Consider the following 18579-nt stretch of genomic DNA (forward strand, 5'->3'; position numbering starts at 1 on the left):
ATCTCTAAAATTTAAGTATATAATTAAAATGTTATATAGAAACGAGGGAAAATAATGCGAAAATCAATTATTATTGGAAATTGAAAAATGCATAAGACAACTAGTGAAACGATTGAATTTTTAAAGCAAGTTGATGATGTTTGTACGAACTTAGAATTAGAAGCTGGAGTTGCCGTTCCATATGTTAATTTGGCGGTTGCAAAACAGTATGCTAAGAATTTAATTGTTGTGGCACAAAATTGTCATTATGAAGATTTTGGGGCTTTTACAGGAGAAATTTCAGTTGATATGTTACAAGATTTAAAAATTACACATGTTATTATTGGTCATTCAGAACGTCGTGAAATGTTTAATGAAACAAATGAAACTGTTAATTTAAAAGCAAAAAAATTATTAGCAAAGGGAATGGTACCAGTTATTTGTTGTGGTGAAACATTATACCAATATGAAAATAATGAAACCCAAAAAGTTGTTGAAAATCAAATTGAAAAAGCTTTTCAAGGAATTACTTTGGAGGATGCAAAGACAGTCATAATTGCCTATGAACCAATTTGAGCAATTGGAACTGGAAAAACAGCAACTGCTGAAATTGCACAAAAGGTTTGTGCGATAATTCGTAATAAAATTGCTAATCTTTATGATAATGTTGTAGCTAACACAATTCGAATTCAATACGGAGGTAGTGTTAAACCAGATAATATTAAAGAATTATTATCTCAGCCTGATATTGATGGTGCTTTAGTTGGTGGGGCTAGTTTAGAACCACAAACTTTTTTAGGATTAGTAAAATAATTATTAATATAAAAATGATATAAAGTATTAATAAAAATTGTTTCTATTGCAAACGGAAGTAGAAACAATTTTTAATTTTATATTTAATTGATCTGAATAGTAACAATATTATTCTTAATTAATTATTCTGTTTTTATAAATAATTTTTATTTTGTTTCTATTTTAAAATGCGGTATAATTATAAAATGTAATGAGGGATTGAGGTTAAAATGAGTTTAATTAATATTGAAGATTTAAGTCATGCTAACGGGGGAAAGATTTTATACAAAAATGCAACGATTCGAATTAACAAGGGTGAACATTTAGCATTGATTGGAGCAAATGGAACGGGGAAAACTACTTTATTAAGTATTATTTATGGGAAAATGCCACCTGATCAAGGAACAATTGAATTACACCCAAAGGTTAAAATCGGTTATTTAGACCAACATCAAGAGTTAGATAGAACTCTGACAGTTAATCAATTTTTAAAGTTAACATATCAACATTTATTTGATATTGAGCAAAAAATTCATGATATTTATGAAAAAATGAGTGCCCATTATGATGAGAATGAATTAGTAAAAGCATTAAAATTACAAGAACATTTGGACAATAATGGCTTTGAAACAATTGAAAAAGAAATTCGAAGTTTAGTTGATGGATTGGGAATTGATCCAACAAAGTTAGATGCAAAATTAACAGAATTATCTGGGGGACAACAAGGGAAAGTTATTTTGGCGAAATTATTATTATCAGAAAATGATTTTCTGTTATTAGATGAGCCAACCAACTTTTTGGATTTGGAACAAGTTGAATGGTTAGCAAAGTTTTTACAAAGTTATGAGAAAGCTTTTTTAGTCGTTTCCCATGATGTTGATTTTATTAATAAAGTTGCAAAGGTTATTTATGCAATTGAAAATTTAACAATTAATCGATATGTGGGAAATTATGAACAGTATTTAGCTTTAAGTGAGTTAAAAAATGAGCAATATGATAAATCACAAAAAGGACAAGAACGGTTAATTAAAAAGTTAGAAACTTATGTGGCGAAAAATAAAGCACGTGCCTCAACAGCAAAAAGTGCCCAGTCGCGGCAAAAACAAATTGACAAAATGGAAGTTATTGAAAAGCGTCATCAATTAACTAAACCAAAGTTTAGTTTTAAATATAAACGACCAGCTAGTACAACAATTGTTACGGCTGAAAAATTAGAGATTGGTTATGAATTTCCATTAATTCAACCATTAACATTTGATATTCGTGATGGGGAAAAATGTATTGTGCGAGGATATAATGGAATTGGAAAAACGACCTTTCTAAATACTTTAGCAGGAAATTTACCTAGTTTAGGGGGAAATTTAAGACTTGGTAATGGTGTTGTTATTGCTTACTTTCATCAAATTGAAACTATGGTTGATACGACGCCAATTGAATATTTAAAAAATTTGTATCCTGATCTTGAGGAAGGGCGAATTCGTAGTATCTTAGCGAACTTCGGAGTTAAAAGTACTTTAATGCAAAATAAAATGGTGAAATTATCGGGGGGAGAACAAACAAAAGTTCGCTTGTCAGCTTTATCATTAGAGCCATGTAGCTTACTAATTTTAGATGAACCAACAAATCATATTGATGTTTTAGCTAAAGAAGCATTATTAGAAGCAATCCAAGCATTTGAGGGAACGGTGTTAATTACGACCCATGATATTAACTTTAATGTTAATTGAGCCGATAAAGTACTTGATTTTGAAAAAATGACCTAGGAGTTAAGGATGAAAAAACATTATTTTTATGTTTTATTATGTGCTGATAAAACATTATATGCTGGTTATACTGTCGATTTAGTTCGCCGTGAACAAGAGCATAATCTTGGCACAGGGGCAAAATATACAGCGTTATCAAAACGCAGACCAGTTAAAATAATTTATAGGGAAGAATATCCTACCCGCTCAGGAGCAATGCACCGTGAGGCAGTTTTTAAGCAGTTATCGCGGACTGATAAGATTAGTTTTTTACAACAGCAGAATGTTGATTTGTCATTTGGAATTACAACAGATGTGGTAAAATCATAATAGTAATATAAGTGGGGGTAGGATGGATTATAATCTTCAAGTTGTCGTTGATGAATTAACACAATTGTATCAACGTTATCAAGCACGATTATTGCGAAATGATATTATGCTTTGCTTAGATATTTTAAAATACTATGATTTTAGCGATCAAAATAATCAAGTTTTTATGGGTTATGTTGCGCGAGTATTTTATATTTTGAAAGCAAAACTTGAAGAAAATATTGATTTAACAACTAATTTGTCAAATTTAATGGCAAAGGGATATACAAGCGGTAATAATCGTAATGTTTTTCGACGTAAAGATAAGAAAAATGGCCAAGAATTTGCCGAGGAAGTTGATTTTTATGTTGAACGAAATTATTTTGATGACGAATATGAGCGATTGCAACGGCAAATTTTAAAAAATGATACAAAATTAGTTGGTCCAGTAAATGCTTCTTTAGCGGGTTTTAATTACGCCCAAGTATTAACTAATTTAATGCAACTATTGTATAGTCAGGAATTAACCCTACGTTTACAAAGTATTGTGATACAAATATTAAAACCATTTGAAAATCAAAAGAGCCAATTTTTGGAGAAACAAAAAATAGTTGCTAAATATTTAGCAACGACTATGCTTAAACGAGAAAATTATTTGCAACAATATAACAAATTGTTTAAACAAGAAAAGAATTAATTCATATAGTATTAATTTATATAGTACAATATAAGTAGTCAAAATGAGGGAGGAAATTATGAAACCAGAATTAAAAGAATTATTAATAGAAATTAAAACAAAGATTAATGATGACAAATTTTTCCGCGATTTTATTGGTGAGGTTTTGAATGAAGCAAATTACAACAATTATTATGAGCAGTCAGTTGCTGATGAAGAAATTGCTGAACAATTAGTTGAAATTTATTTTATTGAAAATTATAGTAGTGATGAAGAAGTTTCAGAACTAAAAGAAAAAATCATGAAAATTTTATTCTTCTTAGAAGGACAAAAAGAATTAGTTAAAGAATATAATTATTTTATTGAAAATAAAATAAGTCAATTTATTACAGAACTTAACTAATCTTATTAATCTGACAGCAAATGTTAGATTTTTTTTAAATAATATTTGCAATTTTTTTAAAAAACAATATCATTTTAATATGTTACTTCTTGTAAAATAATATTTAGGAAGGTGAAAAAATGGGAAAAGACTGAATTGTTGTTAAAGGTGCGCGGGAAAATAATTTAAAAAACATTGATGTTCAGATTCCGAAAGACAAATTAATTGTTTTTACTGGTTTATCAGGAAGTGGAAAATCATCATTAGCTTTTAATACTATTTATGCGGAAGGCCGTCGCCGTTATATTGAAAGTTTGTCGAGCTATGCTCGTCAATTTTTAGGTGGTAATGAAAAACCAGATGTTGATGCAATTGAAGGGTTGTCACCAGCAATTTCAATTGATCAAAAGACAACTAGTCATAATCCACGTAGTACCGTTGGAACAGTAACGGAGATTTATGACTATTTACGATTATTATATGCCCGAGTTGGAACCCCTTATTGTATTAATGGGCATGGTGTTATTAAATCAGTGACAATTAAAGAGATTATTAATAATTTAAAACAACTTTTAGCTGAAGGCGAAAAGTTCATGATTTTATCGCCAGTCGTTCGTGATAAAAAAGGAAGTTTTAAAGATTTATTGGCGCGATTAAAACAAGAAAGTTTTCTTCGGGTAAAAGTTAATGGGGAAATTAAAACCTTAGATGAAGATATTGATTTAGATAAAAATAAACGCCAAAATATTGATATTATTATTGATCGGTTAGTTTACAAAAATTCAGAGGATTTATTGAGTCGAATTCATGATGCAATTGAAGTTGCTTTAAAATATGGTAATGCTTTAGTAAAAATTGATTTTGTTGATCAACAGAAAGAAACATTATTTTCAACAAATTATTCATGTAGTATTTGTGGTTTTGTGATTCCGGAGTTAGAACCACGTTTATTTTCTTTTAATTCACCGGCGGGAGCTTGTAATGAATGCAAAGGGTTAGGAGTAAAATTAGAAGTTGATGAAGATTTATTAATTCCTAATCGTGATTTGTCAATTTTACAAGGAGCTATTGTTTATTTAAAAAATATTGTTAATACAACAAACATTGAGTGACAAAAATTTAAAGTATTGGCAGAACATTATCATATTATTTTAGAACAACCAGTTACTGATTTGACAAAAGAACAATTGGAATATTTAATTCGTGGTAGTGATGAACCAATTGAATATAATTTTAAAACAGCAAGTGGTAATATTATGCGTGGATATGATTATATTGAAGGGGTTGGGCAATTAATTGAACGCCGTTATACAGAAACTTCAAGTGAAACGGCGCGAGAATATTACAAACAGTTTATGACAGATAAAAAATGTGGAACTTGTCAAGGGAAACGATTAAATGAAATTCCACTATCAGTTAAAATTAATAATATTAGTATTTCTGATTTTACTGATTTATCAGTTGAAGATGAATTAAAAGAAATTTTAAATTTAGTTTTAACTGAATCGCAACAAGAAATTGCCCGATTAGTAACTAATGAATTAGTTAATCGACTTGATTTTTTAAATCGTGTTGGTTTAAGTTATTTAACTTTGTCACGTAATGCGTCAACTTTATCAGGTGGGGAAGCGCAGCGAATTAGATTGGCAACGCAAATTGGAAGTCAGTTAACAGGAGTTTTATATGTGTTAGATGAACCATCAATTGGCTTACATCAGCGCGATAATGATAAGTTAATTGAAACATTAAAAAGTTTACGGGACTTAGGAAATACTTTAATTATTGTAGAACATGATGAAGATACCATTCGTGCTAGTGATTATATTGTTGATATTGGTCCACGCGCCGGTATTAATGGTGGCGAAGTTGTTGCTGTTGGTGGCATTGAGGATATTAAACAGAATCCAAATTCAATTACAGGGAAATATTTAACTGGTGAATTAGAAATTTCAGTGCCAAGTAAACGCCGGGGTGGTAATGGCTTAACTCTAGAAATCAAAAGAGCACGGGAAAATAATTTAAAAAACATTAATGTAACAATCCCATTAAATAAATTTGTTTGTTTAACAGGTGTTTCAGGAAGTGGTAAGTCAACATTAATGAATGAAATCTTATGAAAAGGAATTAAAAAGAATCTTGGTTTAGCTACTAATCGTCCGGGAGCGCATGACAAAATTGTTGGAATTGATAATATTGATAAAGTTATTAATATTTCGCAAGATCCAATTGGAAAAACTCCCCGCAGTAATCCAGCAACTTATACTTCAGTCTTTGATGATATTCGTGATTTATTTGCAAATACAAATGAGGCAAAAGCACGTGGTTATTTAAAAGGTCGGTTTTCTTTTAATGTTCCTGGTGGCCGTTGTGAAAATTGCCAAGGAGATGGAATTATCAAAATTTCAATGCATTTTTTACCAACGGTTTATGTTCCTTGTGAAGTATGTGAAGGAAAAAGATACAATGATGAAACATTATTAGTTAAGTTTAAAGAAAAAAATATTTATGATGTTTTAGAAATGACAGTTGACCAAGCATGTGAATTTTTTGTAAAACAACCAAAAATTAATCAAAAATTATCAACAATGCAAGAAGTTGGGTTGGGTTATATTAAGTTAGGCCAGTCAGCAACCGAATTATCGGGAGGAGAGGCACAACGTGTTAAACTATCAACTTTCTTATTAAAACGAACAACGGGGAAAACATTATTTTTATTAGATGAGCCAACAACAGGATTACATGTTGATGATGTTAAAAGACTTTTGTTAGTTTTAAATAAAATTGTAAATAATGGTGATACTGTTGTTACAATTGAACATAACTTAGATGTGATTAAAGTAGCGGATTATATTATTGATTTAGGACCAGAAGGTGGTATTGGTGGCGGAACTGTTGTTGCAACCGGAACACCAGAACAAATTGCAATAAAAAGGGCCATTAGTTATACCGCACAATATTTGGAACCACTATTGAATAAGGAAAAATAATTAATGGATGTTAAGAAAAAACTTTTTAAAGCTGCTTTATTTAGGAAAGAATATAATTTAGCAAAACTATTAGCAGAAAAATATGATAATGCTCAAGATAAAATTAAAGTTATTAATGTGGTCGGAACTAATGGCAAGGGTTCAGTTTCTAATTATTTGCAGCGACAATTAATGTTAAATTATAAGAAAGTTGGCCTTTTTACATCTCCTGCATTTTTAAAACATAATGAACGAATTAAAATCAATAATTATATTATTAGTGATGATGATTTACAGCGGATTATTAAAAACATTAAAAATGAGATTAAAACTTATCAATTAACTTTTTTTGAAATTTGAGTTTTAATTTGTATTAAATATTTTTTGGAACAGCAGATTGAAATTGCTGTAATTGAAGCAGGAATTGGAGGCCGTGTTGATGCCACAAATGTTTTTAACAATCAGTTGGCGGTCTTATTAACTTCGATTGATTATGATCATACTGAAATTTTAGGAACAGAAATAAAAAACATTATTGAAAATAAAATTGGGATTATTAAAAATGACTGCCCACTTTTTGTTAGTGCCAGTTGTCAAAAATATTTTTCTATCATTGCAAAATATCTTAATTCGGATAGAATTATTACAAGCGAAGTTTACCCGCAAGCAATTAATTATTATCAAGAATTTAATGTTGGTTTGGTAATCAAGTTTTTGCTATTTTTTAAATTTAGAATCAACTATCTGCTTTTTAAAGTAAATCCGGTTTTAGGCCGTTTTACCCAATTGAGTAAGAATCCTTATTTTATTATTGATGGTGCGCATAATCCAGAAGGAATTCGGGCGTGTATTCATACATTTGAAATGTTAAATAATTTAAATCATGCTGAAGTATTAGTATTATATGCTTCATCACAAAAGAAAGATTATACGCAAAATTTGATGTTGCTAAAAGAGCATTTTGGGACAAATTTATATATCACTGCTTTTAAGCATCCGATGTCGTGAGATATTACCGCCATTAATTTTCATAATAAAACAAAAAATTGAAAAAAATTATTACTACAAAATCAAACAAAAAATATTTTAATTTGCGGGTCGTTATATTTTATTCCGTTAGTATATCAGTTTTATTTGGAAAGGATGTAGGGTATGTGATATTTATTAACAAGTATCGGTGCTTGCTTAGGAATTGGAACTTTATTGGCACTAGGAGTTTTATTAGATTATAAAAATATAAAAAAAATTAATATTTTAACAATTACAATAACAAGTTTATTAATTTCATTATCCGTTATTTTAACAAATATCGTGGGTTATAAAATTCCTATTACAGCTGGAATTCAATTAGCATTAGGTAATTTTTTAATTTTTGTGATTGGGATGTTATTTGGACCTTTCTTTGGTGTTCTAAGTGGGATTGCAACTGATGCATTAGGAGCATTGGTTAACATTAATGGAATGTATCATATTGGGTTTGGATTCAATCTTGCGTTATATGGTTTTATGGGAAGCATTGTTTTTCTTTTTAAAACTGAGAAACTGTGGATCTTAAAAACAATTGTATTATATATTTTTACTTTTGTAATAATTTCATTTGGTGTTAATGTTTTATGATTATATTCAATTGGTTGAAATAATGTTGTGTTAGGAGCGGCATTTATTGCAAAAGCAGTTAAGTTCCCAATTAACATGCTAATTTATTTGCCAATGACAATTTCTAGTTTTACTATTTTATATAAGTTAATTGCTTCACGTCATAGTATTACTTTATGATGTGCTAAAAATAAGGAATTAGTATTATTACCAATTAAATTTAAAAAACGGAATGCGCATAATAATTAAAAATTGTTCATATGTGTAAAACTTTTAAAACTCTAATAAAAACAAGGAATTTTAATAAAAAGATTTGTGGATAACTAAAAAGAAATTATGATTTTATCAATTTATATTTACTTATTATTTCTTAGTTGTAATATTATTAATGACTAAACGAAGGAATGTGAAAAAATGATAGAGAAAGAGGCTACATATTTAATAAAGCAAGAATATCAGTTATCAGATGATGAACGTATGTTATTGTTATGCTTATTTCGTCCGATTATTGGTGATAAAGCACATATGTTATATCTTGCTTTTACGGCCCAAGATTTTATTTTAGAGTTAAATATTAAATATCAATTAGAGCATCTTTTATTATTATTACAAATGACATATGAAGAATTTTTAGCAGCAAAAGACAAATTAGAAACAATTGGCCTTTTAAAAATGTTAAAGCGGGAAAAGGGTAAGCATTATATTTTAAAACCACAATTGCCTATTTCTGCCATTGCTTTCTTTGAAAATAAAGTTTTAAGTGAATATTTATTAAATATTGTTGGGACAAAATGTTTTGAAATTATTAGAACTAAATTTATTGATAAATATCATCCGAATGGGATTAATAAATTATCATCAAAATTAAATATTACAAATGTGAATTTAGATTTTGTTTATATTGATAAGTATTTAGCAGCAAAGAATGCCAATCATAAATTGTATCTACCGTATCGTGAAAAAATTATCCAATTAGCAAATTATTATAATGTTTTAACAAATAATCTTGCAATTTTTATTTATCAGAGTATTGAATTAACTGAACAAAACCGCATTTTTAATTATGAAAAATTCCAACATTTATTATCCGATTTTCATCAAAAATCAATTTTAAAAAAACAAATTACAGGAGAGCAATTAAACTTAATTATTAATGAAGAAAATGTTGCAAAGCCGACAAATATGTTAGAAGCAAAAATTAATGAAATGTCATCAATTGATCCGATTGAATATTTGACATTATTGCGTGAAAATACAAAACCAACGCCAATGGAAATTGAATTGATTCGTGATTTAATTATTAATTATGCCTTAAAAGCTAGTGTTGTTAATTGTTTAATTGAGTATGTTTGATTTAAAAATTCACATCGGATTGAAAGAAAGTATTGTGAAAAAATTGCTAATACTTTTAGCCAATTACAAATTAATACGGTGGATAAAGCGATGGAACATTTACGTGGTGCTTATGCAAAAAGTCAAAAAAATAAAATTACAAAAGAAACAATTAAAAGTAATACGTATCATTTAAAAGCCGCAACAATGAAAAATAATATGGAAGCATTAGAATATAATAAAATTTATGAACAAAATCGGCAAAATAAAGGGGAAGATAAAATTAACCTTAATCAATTATTAGATGATTTAAAAAACTTATAACAGGATATTAAAAAGGGGGCAGGGGAATGACAAAACAAAAATTGTTAGAACAAATTAAAAACAATAGTGAGTTAATGTCTAATTTGCAAACAATTGTTTTTGATGTTAATGATTGTGAACAATTTAATTTGCTTTTTGAAGAGTACTTAAATAATTATTATCATTGTAAGTCCACACCAGATTTATCCTTGTGTCAACAAAAATTTAAAGGTTATAAATATTTTTTAAAAAAAGAAAATGAAAAGTTATTTTTAACTCGTATTGAGTGCGAGCATATGATAGCATTGAATGAAATCAATAAGGTTAAAAATAATTATCTTTACTATGATTTTAGTGATGACTTATTAAAACTTCGTTTAAATGATATTAAAAAAGATAAGAATTTTAATAATATGCATATAATTATAGGAGAAATGGTTAAGTTTGTAAAAGGGCAGCGCCAAAAAGGATTATATATTTATGGGCCGCCGGGTGTAGGGAAAACTTATTTATTAATTAGATTAGCTAATGTTTTAGCAAATAATAATCGGAAAGTTGCTTTTATTTCAGTTATTAATTTAATTAATCGTGTAAAAGAATCGTTTAGTATTTTTAATAATGAATCTTCATTGGTGGAAGATTTATTACGCGCCGATGTTTTATTTTTAGATGATATTGGTGGTGAAACTGTTTCACCTTGAGTTCGGGATGATTTGTTATTTCGAATTCTGAATGATCGTATTAGTCGACACTTACCAACTTTTTTTTCTTCTAATTTTACAACAACTGCTTTAACATCAATTTATGGAAATGTTAAAAATGAAATTGGGGATAAGGAAATTAATAAAGTAAAAGCTCTACGTATTGTTGATCGGATTCGGGGATTGGCAACAGAATTAGAATTAATTGGAAATAGTAGGAGAAGTGATAACAATTATACAGATGAATTATAAAATAATGTAGGAATAGTGATTTGTTAATGAATTATATTCATTTATATTTTTTTGTTATAATACTTGTATAATTTTTTAAGGAAAGAGGACAAAATATAAATGAATATAGTTTACTAAAAGGTCGCCCTATCCGAATGGATTTAACAAAAATACATTGATGATCACGAACACCGCATTTTATGTTCAACTTGCAAATTAATGAGCAGAATTATGAAGTTGTAGTTAATGTTTATTCAAAAATCGCCCCCCGAAATTTAAAATATTTTTTGACAAATAATATTACCCATCCAATTTTAGAACGCGCAATTAAATTGAAAGATGGAGTTTATCGAACTTTGCCATTGGGACCAGATGGATTGGCAATAGATTATCTTCGGAGTGGCATTATTGATATTAATCAAATGAAAGTGCTGCCACCAGGTGAAGGCGATGAGACAAAATTTTTGAATAACACATTTACAAAAGAAATTGGATTGGCAATTGAAAATCTAGATCTAAAAGTTTGTATTTGAGGAATGTTATTTGATAAACCAGAATTAGGACTTCATGATGTTCATATGAACCAAGGGAATGCTAATAAAAAATATGCAAAAGAAAATGGTGTTTGGCAAGATGGTGCCTTAATTATTATGGATGAAAAAAACAAAAGGTTATTTTTGCTGCTTTTCTTGCTTTTCAATCACAATGTACAAAAACTGATGATGAAGGAAATTGTTTATAATAATTTTTTTTATTATATTATTATAATTTATGGAATTTTATAATAGGAGTACATTAACTAGACCCTTAATTGGATATTTTCCAAATTTCTTGCAAATTACGAGGCAAGGTTGTAAAATAAATATAAGGCTGCATTTTTTATTGCAGACTAGATTATTAAATCAGTAGAGGAGAAAAAGTAGATGACAAAAATTGCAATTAATGGATTTGGACGGATTGGACGTTTAGCATTTCGAAAATTATTTGAAGAAAAGAATGTTGAAATTGTCGCAATTAATGACTTAACAGATGCAAAAACATTAGCAACATTATTAGAACTTGATTCAGCCCAAGGAGGATGAATGCGAGGAAAAATTTCTTCAGAAGAAAATGCTATTATTGTTAATGGAAAGAAAGTAATTGTTTGTGCAGAAAAAGATCCAACTGCATTACCATGAGGTAAATTTGGAGTTGATGTTGTAGTTGAATCAACAGGAAGATTTGCTGATAAAGCGGGAGCTTCACAACATATTACTGCAGGGGCAAAAAAAGTTTTAATTTCTGCACCAGCAAAAGGAACGGATGTTAAAACAATTGTTTATAATGTTAATCATCAAGATATTACAAAAGATGATACTGTTATTTCAGGAGCAAGTTGTACAACAAACTGTTTAGCACCAATGGCAAAAGTTTTAGATGAAAAATTTGGGATTGAGAAAGGGTATATGACAACTGTTCATGCTGTGACAAATGATCAACGTTTATTAGATTTAGCACATGATGATTTAAGAAGAGCTCGGGCAGCATTTTCTAATATTGTTCCAACTAAAACTGGAGCAGCAGCAGCAGTAGCACTAGTGTTACCACAATTGAAAGGTAAATTTGATGGAATGGCATTACGTGTTCCAACAATTACGGGATCAATTGTTGACTTAGCAGTTGAATTGAAAAAAACAACAACAGTTGATGAAATTAATAATGCAATGAAAGCAACAGCATCAGAAACTTTTGGTTATAATACACAGCCAATTGTTTCATCAGATATTATTGGTGAATCACACGGATCAATCTTTGATGCAACATTAACAAAAATTATTGAAGTTAATGGTAAACAATTAGTTAAAGTATATGCATGATATGATAATGAAATGTCATATGTTTCACAAATGGTTAGAACATTATTATACTTTGCAAAAGTTTAATTAAAAGCAAAAACACTAAATACTCTTAGTGTTTTTTTATTTTTCTAAAAAAGATATTTCTTATGTTATGATAATTACATATAAGAAATCATTCTTATAGTTAGTAAACTAATAAAACTGACTAACGATACTTTTACATATTTACTGCAGTATTATATTAAATGGATTAAGTATTAATTAAGGAGATTATTAAAATGAAGAATCCTATTTTAGAAAAACACTTTCATAATATTAGAGATCAATTAAAGTTAGTTTTGAATGTTGAAAAAATTCATGATTCAACAAATCCAATTCAACTTTTGTATGATAATGTGATTTTAATTCGGAATAACGGTCGTGTTATTACCGAAAATGATTTTTTATATCGGTTGGAATTAGCATTAGCTGATACTTATAAAACATTATCTCTACGAATTGATTCTTTATTATTAAATGCCAAAACATTATCTTATAGTTATTTTAAAGAAAAATTAGATGCTAAAATGTATCATGACAAATTATATAAAGAAGCAATAAAAATTTTAAAGACAAATTATGGTGAACGTATTAGTGACATTGATTTTATTTACATTGCTTATCAAATGACAGAATTATTAGCAGATGGTTTACGTAGCATTTCTTCTCGTAAACTAAGCGAAGTAACAAGATAAATTATGCATAACCTAAAATAGTTATAATAATAACTATTTTTTTTATTTAAAATTGTATTTAGGAAAAAATGAGGAATGCGCTAAAACAACCTCATTTTCAAGGCAAAAATGCGATATAATTTATTAGTGAATATAAAAATGAGAGGGATATTATGAGTCAAAACAAAAAATTATTTTATGTTACAACCCCAATTTATTACCCAAGTGCGCAGTTACATATTGGCCATGCTTATACGACAACTTTAGCTGACATTTTAAATCGTTATAAGAAGCTAGATGGGTATGAAACCTTTTTCTTAACAGGTAGTGATGAGCATGGTGAGAAAATTGAAAAAAAGGCAAAAGAAGCCGGGGTTACACCATATCAATTTACAACAATGATTGTTAATAATTTTAAATTGTTATGAAAGAAATTAGGGATCGAATATTCTAAGTTTATTCGAACAACAGATAAGACGCATGAAAGTGGTGTTCAAAAGATTTTTAGTAAATTATATAATAAAGCTGATATTTATTTGGGCGAATATGAGGGATTATATTGTGTTAGTTGTGAAGAATTTTTAACTGAATCACAATTAAATAAAATAACACAACAATGTTTGGTGTGTGGGAATAAACCTAAAAAAGTTAAAGAAGAAACTTATTTCTTTAAAGTCTCAAAATATAGTCAGTTTTTAATTAATTATTATAATACACATCCAAATTTTATTGAACCAGAAGCTAGAAAAAATGAAATGTTGAATAATTTTATTTTGCCTGGTTTAATTGATTTATCAGTGACAAGAACAACTTTTACATGAGGGATTAAAACATTAGAAAATAATAAACATATTATTTATGTTTGAATTGATGCTTTATCAAATTATTTAACAGCATTAGGTTACTTATCAGATGATGAAACATTATTTAATAAATTTTGAAATAATGCCGATGTTGAAATTTTACAATTATTGGGAAAAGAGATTGCACGTTTTCATACGATCTATTGACCAAGTATGCTAGAAAGTTTGGGGCTACGACAACCAAATAAACTTTTATCACATGGTTGAATCTTATTTAAGGATACGAAGATGAGTAAATCAATTGGTAATGTTGTTGATCCATTATATTTAATTGAACATTATGGTCGGGATGTTTTAAGATTTTATTTGGGGTATGAAATCCCAACTGATAATGATGGAAAGTTTTCTTATGAAATGTTCTTAGAATCATATAATACAAATTTGGTTAATAATATTGGTAATTTAGTGTCACGGGTAAGTACTATGATTAGTAAATATTTTAATGGGGAACTTTTAGCACAAGGCCCATTGAAAAATGATTTAATTGATAATTGTGTTTTAACAATTAAAAATTATCAAGTAGCAATGAATAATTATCAAATATCAAAAGCATTAGATCTTATTTTGGAACTATGTAATAAGGCAAATAAATATATTGAAGAAAGTAAGCCCTGAGAATTAGAAAAGAATCAAAACTTAACACAATTACATGTAACATTAGCAACATTATCTTATGTTATTATTGTTAGTGCTTTTTTGTTACAACCAATATTAATTGATCATGCTCAAAAAATTGCCGATTACTTTAATATTGATTTAAATGATTTAACATTTTTCACAATTTTAGAACAAGAAATAATATATAATAAGAAAATAGAAAAAAAAGCAAATTTATTTGAGCGCTTAAATGTTGAGCAAGAATTAAAACGAATTGAAACAGAATTAAACTAAATTATTAAAATATTGTAAAGGAGGGAGAGTTTAATGAAAAGATATGATGTTATTGTTATTGGTGCTGGTCATGCTGGTGTTGAAGCAAGTTTAGTTACTGCGAGAATGCAGAAGAAAACATTGTTGATTACTTTGCATAAAGATAAAATCGCCTTAATGCCCTGTAATCCCTCAATTGGGGGACCAGCAAAAGGAATCGTTGTGCGTGAAATTGATGCTATTGGTGGTGAAATGGCAAAAGCTGCTGATGCAACTGCATTACAAATGAAGCTATTAAATTCGTCACGCGGACCAGCAGTATGAGCATTACGGGCACAGTCAGACAAAATTAAATATTCTGAATATATGCAAACAGTTATTCAAAATCAACCTAATTTGGAATTATATGCGGGGGCTGTTCAAAGTTTATTAGTTGATAATAACACTTGTTATGGTGTTGTTTTACAAGATCAAACCCAATTTTTTGCAAAAAAAGTAATTTTAACAACGGGGACATATATGCAATCATTAGTTTTACAAGGGCAAGAAAAAAAAGCTGCTGGGCCTGATGGTGATATTACAACAGCAGGTTTATCAACGCAATTGAAACATTTAGGATTTGAATTATTTCGATTAAAAACAGGTACACCAGCGCGAGTACTTAATACATCAATTGATTATACCAAAGCTCAACCAGAGCCAGGAACTGATATGCAGTTAGCCTTTTCTTATGCAACAAAAAAATTTATTCCTTTGCAAGAACAAGAATTATGTTGATTAATTCATTCAATACCAGCGACACATGCTATTGTTCAAAAGCATTTGTCTTCATCAGCAATGTATTCAGGTAATGTGAAAGGAACAGGCCCACGGTATTGTCCTAGTTTTGAAGATAAAATTGTTCGTTTTGCTGATAAACCTCGTCATCAAATTTTTTTGGAACCAGAATCAAAAAGCTTGAACACAATTTATGTGCAAGGATTTTCAACATCAATGCCAATTGATGTGCAAGCTAAAATGTTACAATCGTTACCTGGTTTTGAGAATGTCGAAGTTTTAAAATGAGGGTATGCTATTGAATATGATGCTATTGTGCCAACACAATTAATGCATACTTTAGAAACAAAGCAAATTAAAAATTTATACACAGCTGGACAAATTAATGGAACAAGTGGTTATGAAGAGGCAGCGTGCCAAGGTTTGATGGCAGGAATTAATGCAGTTCTAAGTATTAATAAACAAGAACCATTTATTTTACGTCGTGATCAAGCTTATATTGGTGTTTTAATTGATGATTTAATTACAAAAGGAACAGAAGAACCATATCGCTTATTAACATCTCGTGCGGAATATCGTTTATTATTACGAAATGATAATGCAGAGGAACGATTAAAAAAATATGCCCATCAGTTTGGTTTAATTGATGAACAAAGTTGAAATGAATATCAAACTAATATGAAGGATTATAATGCGGTAATGCAATTATTAAAAGATACTTATTTTACTGTAAAATCACCAATTATTGAAAAACTAGCAGCATTAGGACTGGCTAATATTACTGAACGTATTTCAGGATATAATTTATTAAAACGGCCGAATATTGAGTTAAAATATTTGGAAGAGGAGTTAGAACCTTTAAAAGAATTAAAATCATTTTTAAAACAAAACTTATTAATTAATATTCGATTTGAAGGATATATTAAAAAAGAACAAGAAATTGCTTTAAAAACAATTAAATTAGAAAATAAATTAATTCCTGCCAATTTAAACTATGATTTAGTAGATAATTTAGCACTTGAAGCACGAGAAAAATTTAAGAAAATTCGTCCTATTTCAATTGGCCAAGCGAATCGGATTTCTGGAATTAATCCAGCGGATATTCAAATGTTGTTGTTTCATTTAAAAAAATGGAATTTGGGACAAATAGATAAGAGGGTGACGTATGAAATTATATAATACTTTAACACGGGATTTTACAAATTATGGGGAAACAAAAAAGGTTAATATTTATGCATGCGGACCAACAGTTTATAATTATATCCATATTGGAAATGCTCGTGCCATTATTACCGTTGATTTATTAGTTAGTTTTTTGCAATTTCAAGAAATTGAGGTTACCTATATTCAAAATTATACTGATATTGATGACAAAATTATTCTAAAAGCAGCGGCGGTAAAAAAAACGGAACAAGAAATTGCGGAATTTTATATTCAAGCATTTGAAGAAGATGTTACCAACTTAAATATTAAAACCCCGACCCACCGTGTTCGGGTTACCAATCATATTTCTGACATTGTAACTTTTATTCAAAACTTAGTTAAAACAGGGGACGCTTATGAAATTAACGGTAGTACTTATTTTAATATTGCAAAATACCAAGAATATTATGGTCGCTTGGCTAATAAAAAGTTAGTCGAATTAGAAGTTAATGCGCGGATTAAACATGATGCAAATAAACATAGTCAATATGATTTTGCATTGTGAAAAAATACCGCGACAGGAGTGTCATTTCCATATTATGACGCCAACGGGCAAAAATATCAGGGCCGCCCGGGATGACATACTGAATGTGCGGTTTTAATTGATAAATTATTTGATCATCAAACCATTGATATTCATGCTGGGGGAATTGATTTAGTTTTCCCGCATCATGAAAATGAACGAATTCAGTTTTTTGCTAAAAATAAAGGTCAAGAAATTAGTAAGATTTGAATGCACAATGGACATTTAAATGTTGCAAATGAAAAAATGAGTAAGTCATTAGATAATACTATTTTAGTTCGTGATTTTATTAAATTATATGGTTCTAATACATTACGCTATTTGTTATATGCAACTAATTATACCCAGCCATTAAATGTCACAAATAGTTTGATTATGGCCGCTCAGAATGAAACGGCTAAAATTCTTAAAATTTTAAAGGCAATTAATTTATTTTTGGCAGAATATGATTTGACATATAATTTAGCAAATCGTGGTGAATATGTTAAAAAGGCCCTTGCCCAGTTAGAAAATAATTTAAATAGTCCTAATGTTTTAACAATTATTAGTGAAATGATTAAAATAATTAATATCCAGTTGCGGAATAAAACGTTAGATATGCAATTAGTTAGTGATTTTTATAATATTATTTTTAATATTATGAATTTCAATTTTCAATTACCAATAATTAGTGGTGAGATTCGAGAGTATTTATTAGAATGAATTAAGTATAAAAATAATAAAGATTTTGTTAAGGCTGATGAACTACGTAAAGTTTTATTAGAAAAAGATATTTTTTAAAAT

The 18579-nt window shown here is 28.7% G+C and carries 16 protein-coding genes; all 16 read left to right on the plus strand.

The window, feature by feature from the left end:
• Positions 1-54 precede the first annotated feature (54 nt).
• Complete coding sequence (gene tpiA / locus ACQH24_RS01015) at positions 55-792, plus strand: triose-phosphate isomerase (protein ID WP_425380202.1); 738 nt, start codon at positions 55-57, stop codon at positions 790-792.
• A 209-nt stretch (positions 793-1001) separates the two neighbouring features.
• Positions 1002-2534: an ABC-F family ATP-binding cassette domain-containing protein gene (locus ACQH24_RS01020; RefSeq protein WP_425380203.1), complete on the plus strand. Its 1533-nt coding sequence runs from the start codon at positions 1002-1004 to the stop codon at positions 2532-2534.
• Between the two features lie 9 nt (positions 2535-2543).
• Positions 2544-2843, plus strand: a complete 300-nt coding sequence (locus tag ACQH24_RS01025) for a GIY-YIG nuclease family protein (RefSeq protein ID WP_425380204.1) — start codon at positions 2544-2546, stop codon at positions 2841-2843.
• A 22-nt stretch (positions 2844-2865) separates the two neighbouring features.
• A complete protein-coding gene (locus tag ACQH24_RS01030; RefSeq protein ID WP_425380205.1) occupies positions 2866-3519 on the plus strand; it encodes a hypothetical protein in 654 nt (217 codons plus the stop codon).
• Between the two features lie 58 nt (positions 3520-3577).
• Positions 3578-3901: a hypothetical protein gene (locus tag ACQH24_RS01035; RefSeq protein ID WP_425380206.1), complete on the plus strand. Its 324-nt coding sequence runs from the start codon at positions 3578-3580 to the stop codon at positions 3899-3901.
• A gap of 119 nt (positions 3902-4020) precedes the next feature.
• On the plus strand, positions 4021-6867 hold the full coding sequence (gene uvrA, locus ACQH24_RS01040; RefSeq protein WP_425380207.1) for an excinuclease ABC subunit UvrA: 2847 nt from the start codon (positions 4021-4023) through the stop codon (positions 6865-6867).
• Positions 6868-6870: 3 nt separating this feature from the next.
• Positions 6871-7995 (plus strand): bifunctional folylpolyglutamate synthase/dihydrofolate synthase, encoded by a 1125-nt coding sequence (locus ACQH24_RS01045; protein WP_425380208.1) that lies wholly within the window; start codon positions 6871-6873, stop codon positions 7993-7995.
• Between the two features lie 3 nt (positions 7996-7998).
• Positions 7999-8691 carry a folate family ECF transporter S component gene (locus ACQH24_RS01050; RefSeq protein ID WP_425380209.1) on the plus strand — a complete coding sequence of 231 codons (693 nt, stop codon included), beginning with the start codon at positions 7999-8001 and terminating at the stop codon, positions 8689-8691.
• Positions 8692-8856: 165 nt separating this feature from the next.
• The gene (locus ACQH24_RS01055) at positions 8857-10098 is read left to right on the plus strand and encodes a DnaD domain protein (protein WP_425380210.1); all 1242 of its coding nucleotides are present in this window, start codon (positions 8857-8859) and stop codon (positions 10096-10098) included.
• Between the two features lie 26 nt (positions 10099-10124).
• Positions 10125-11030: an ATP-binding protein gene (locus ACQH24_RS01060; RefSeq protein ID WP_425380211.1), complete on the plus strand. Its 906-nt coding sequence runs from the start codon at positions 10125-10127 to the stop codon at positions 11028-11030.
• 134 nt (positions 11031-11164) lie between these two features.
• Positions 11165-11794, plus strand: coding sequence for a DUF2278 family protein (locus tag ACQH24_RS01065; RefSeq protein WP_425380212.1), 630 nt, complete (start codon positions 11165-11167; stop codon positions 11792-11794).
• A 138-nt stretch (positions 11795-11932) separates the two neighbouring features.
• Positions 11933-12931, plus strand: coding sequence for a type I glyceraldehyde-3-phosphate dehydrogenase (gene gap, locus ACQH24_RS01070; RefSeq protein WP_425380213.1), 999 nt, complete (start codon positions 11933-11935; stop codon positions 12929-12931).
• A gap of 194 nt (positions 12932-13125) precedes the next feature.
• Positions 13126-13581, plus strand: coding sequence for a hypothetical protein (locus ACQH24_RS01075; protein WP_425380214.1), 456 nt, complete (start codon positions 13126-13128; stop codon positions 13579-13581).
• Between the two features lie 152 nt (positions 13582-13733).
• Positions 13734-15314, plus strand: coding sequence for a methionine--tRNA ligase (gene metG, locus ACQH24_RS01080; RefSeq protein WP_425380215.1), 1581 nt, complete (start codon positions 13734-13736; stop codon positions 15312-15314).
• 30 nt (positions 15315-15344) lie between these two features.
• A complete protein-coding gene (mnmG, locus tag ACQH24_RS01085) occupies positions 15345-17249 on the plus strand; it encodes a tRNA uridine-5-carboxymethylaminomethyl(34) synthesis enzyme MnmG (protein WP_425380672.1) in 1905 nt (634 codons plus the stop codon).
• Complete coding sequence (gene cysS / locus ACQH24_RS01090) at positions 17236-18576, plus strand: cysteine--tRNA ligase (protein ID WP_425380216.1); 1341 nt, start codon at positions 17236-17238, stop codon at positions 18574-18576. The genes mnmG and cysS overlap by 14 nt, the downstream gene beginning before the upstream one ends.
• The last annotated feature ends 3 nt before the right edge of the window (positions 18577-18579 follow it).

This window comes from Spiroplasma endosymbiont of Stenodema calcarata (assembly GCF_964031205.1).
In the GTDB taxonomy this organism is placed as follows: Bacteria; Bacillota_I; Bacilli_A; order Mycoplasmatales; family Mycoplasmataceae; genus Spiroplasma.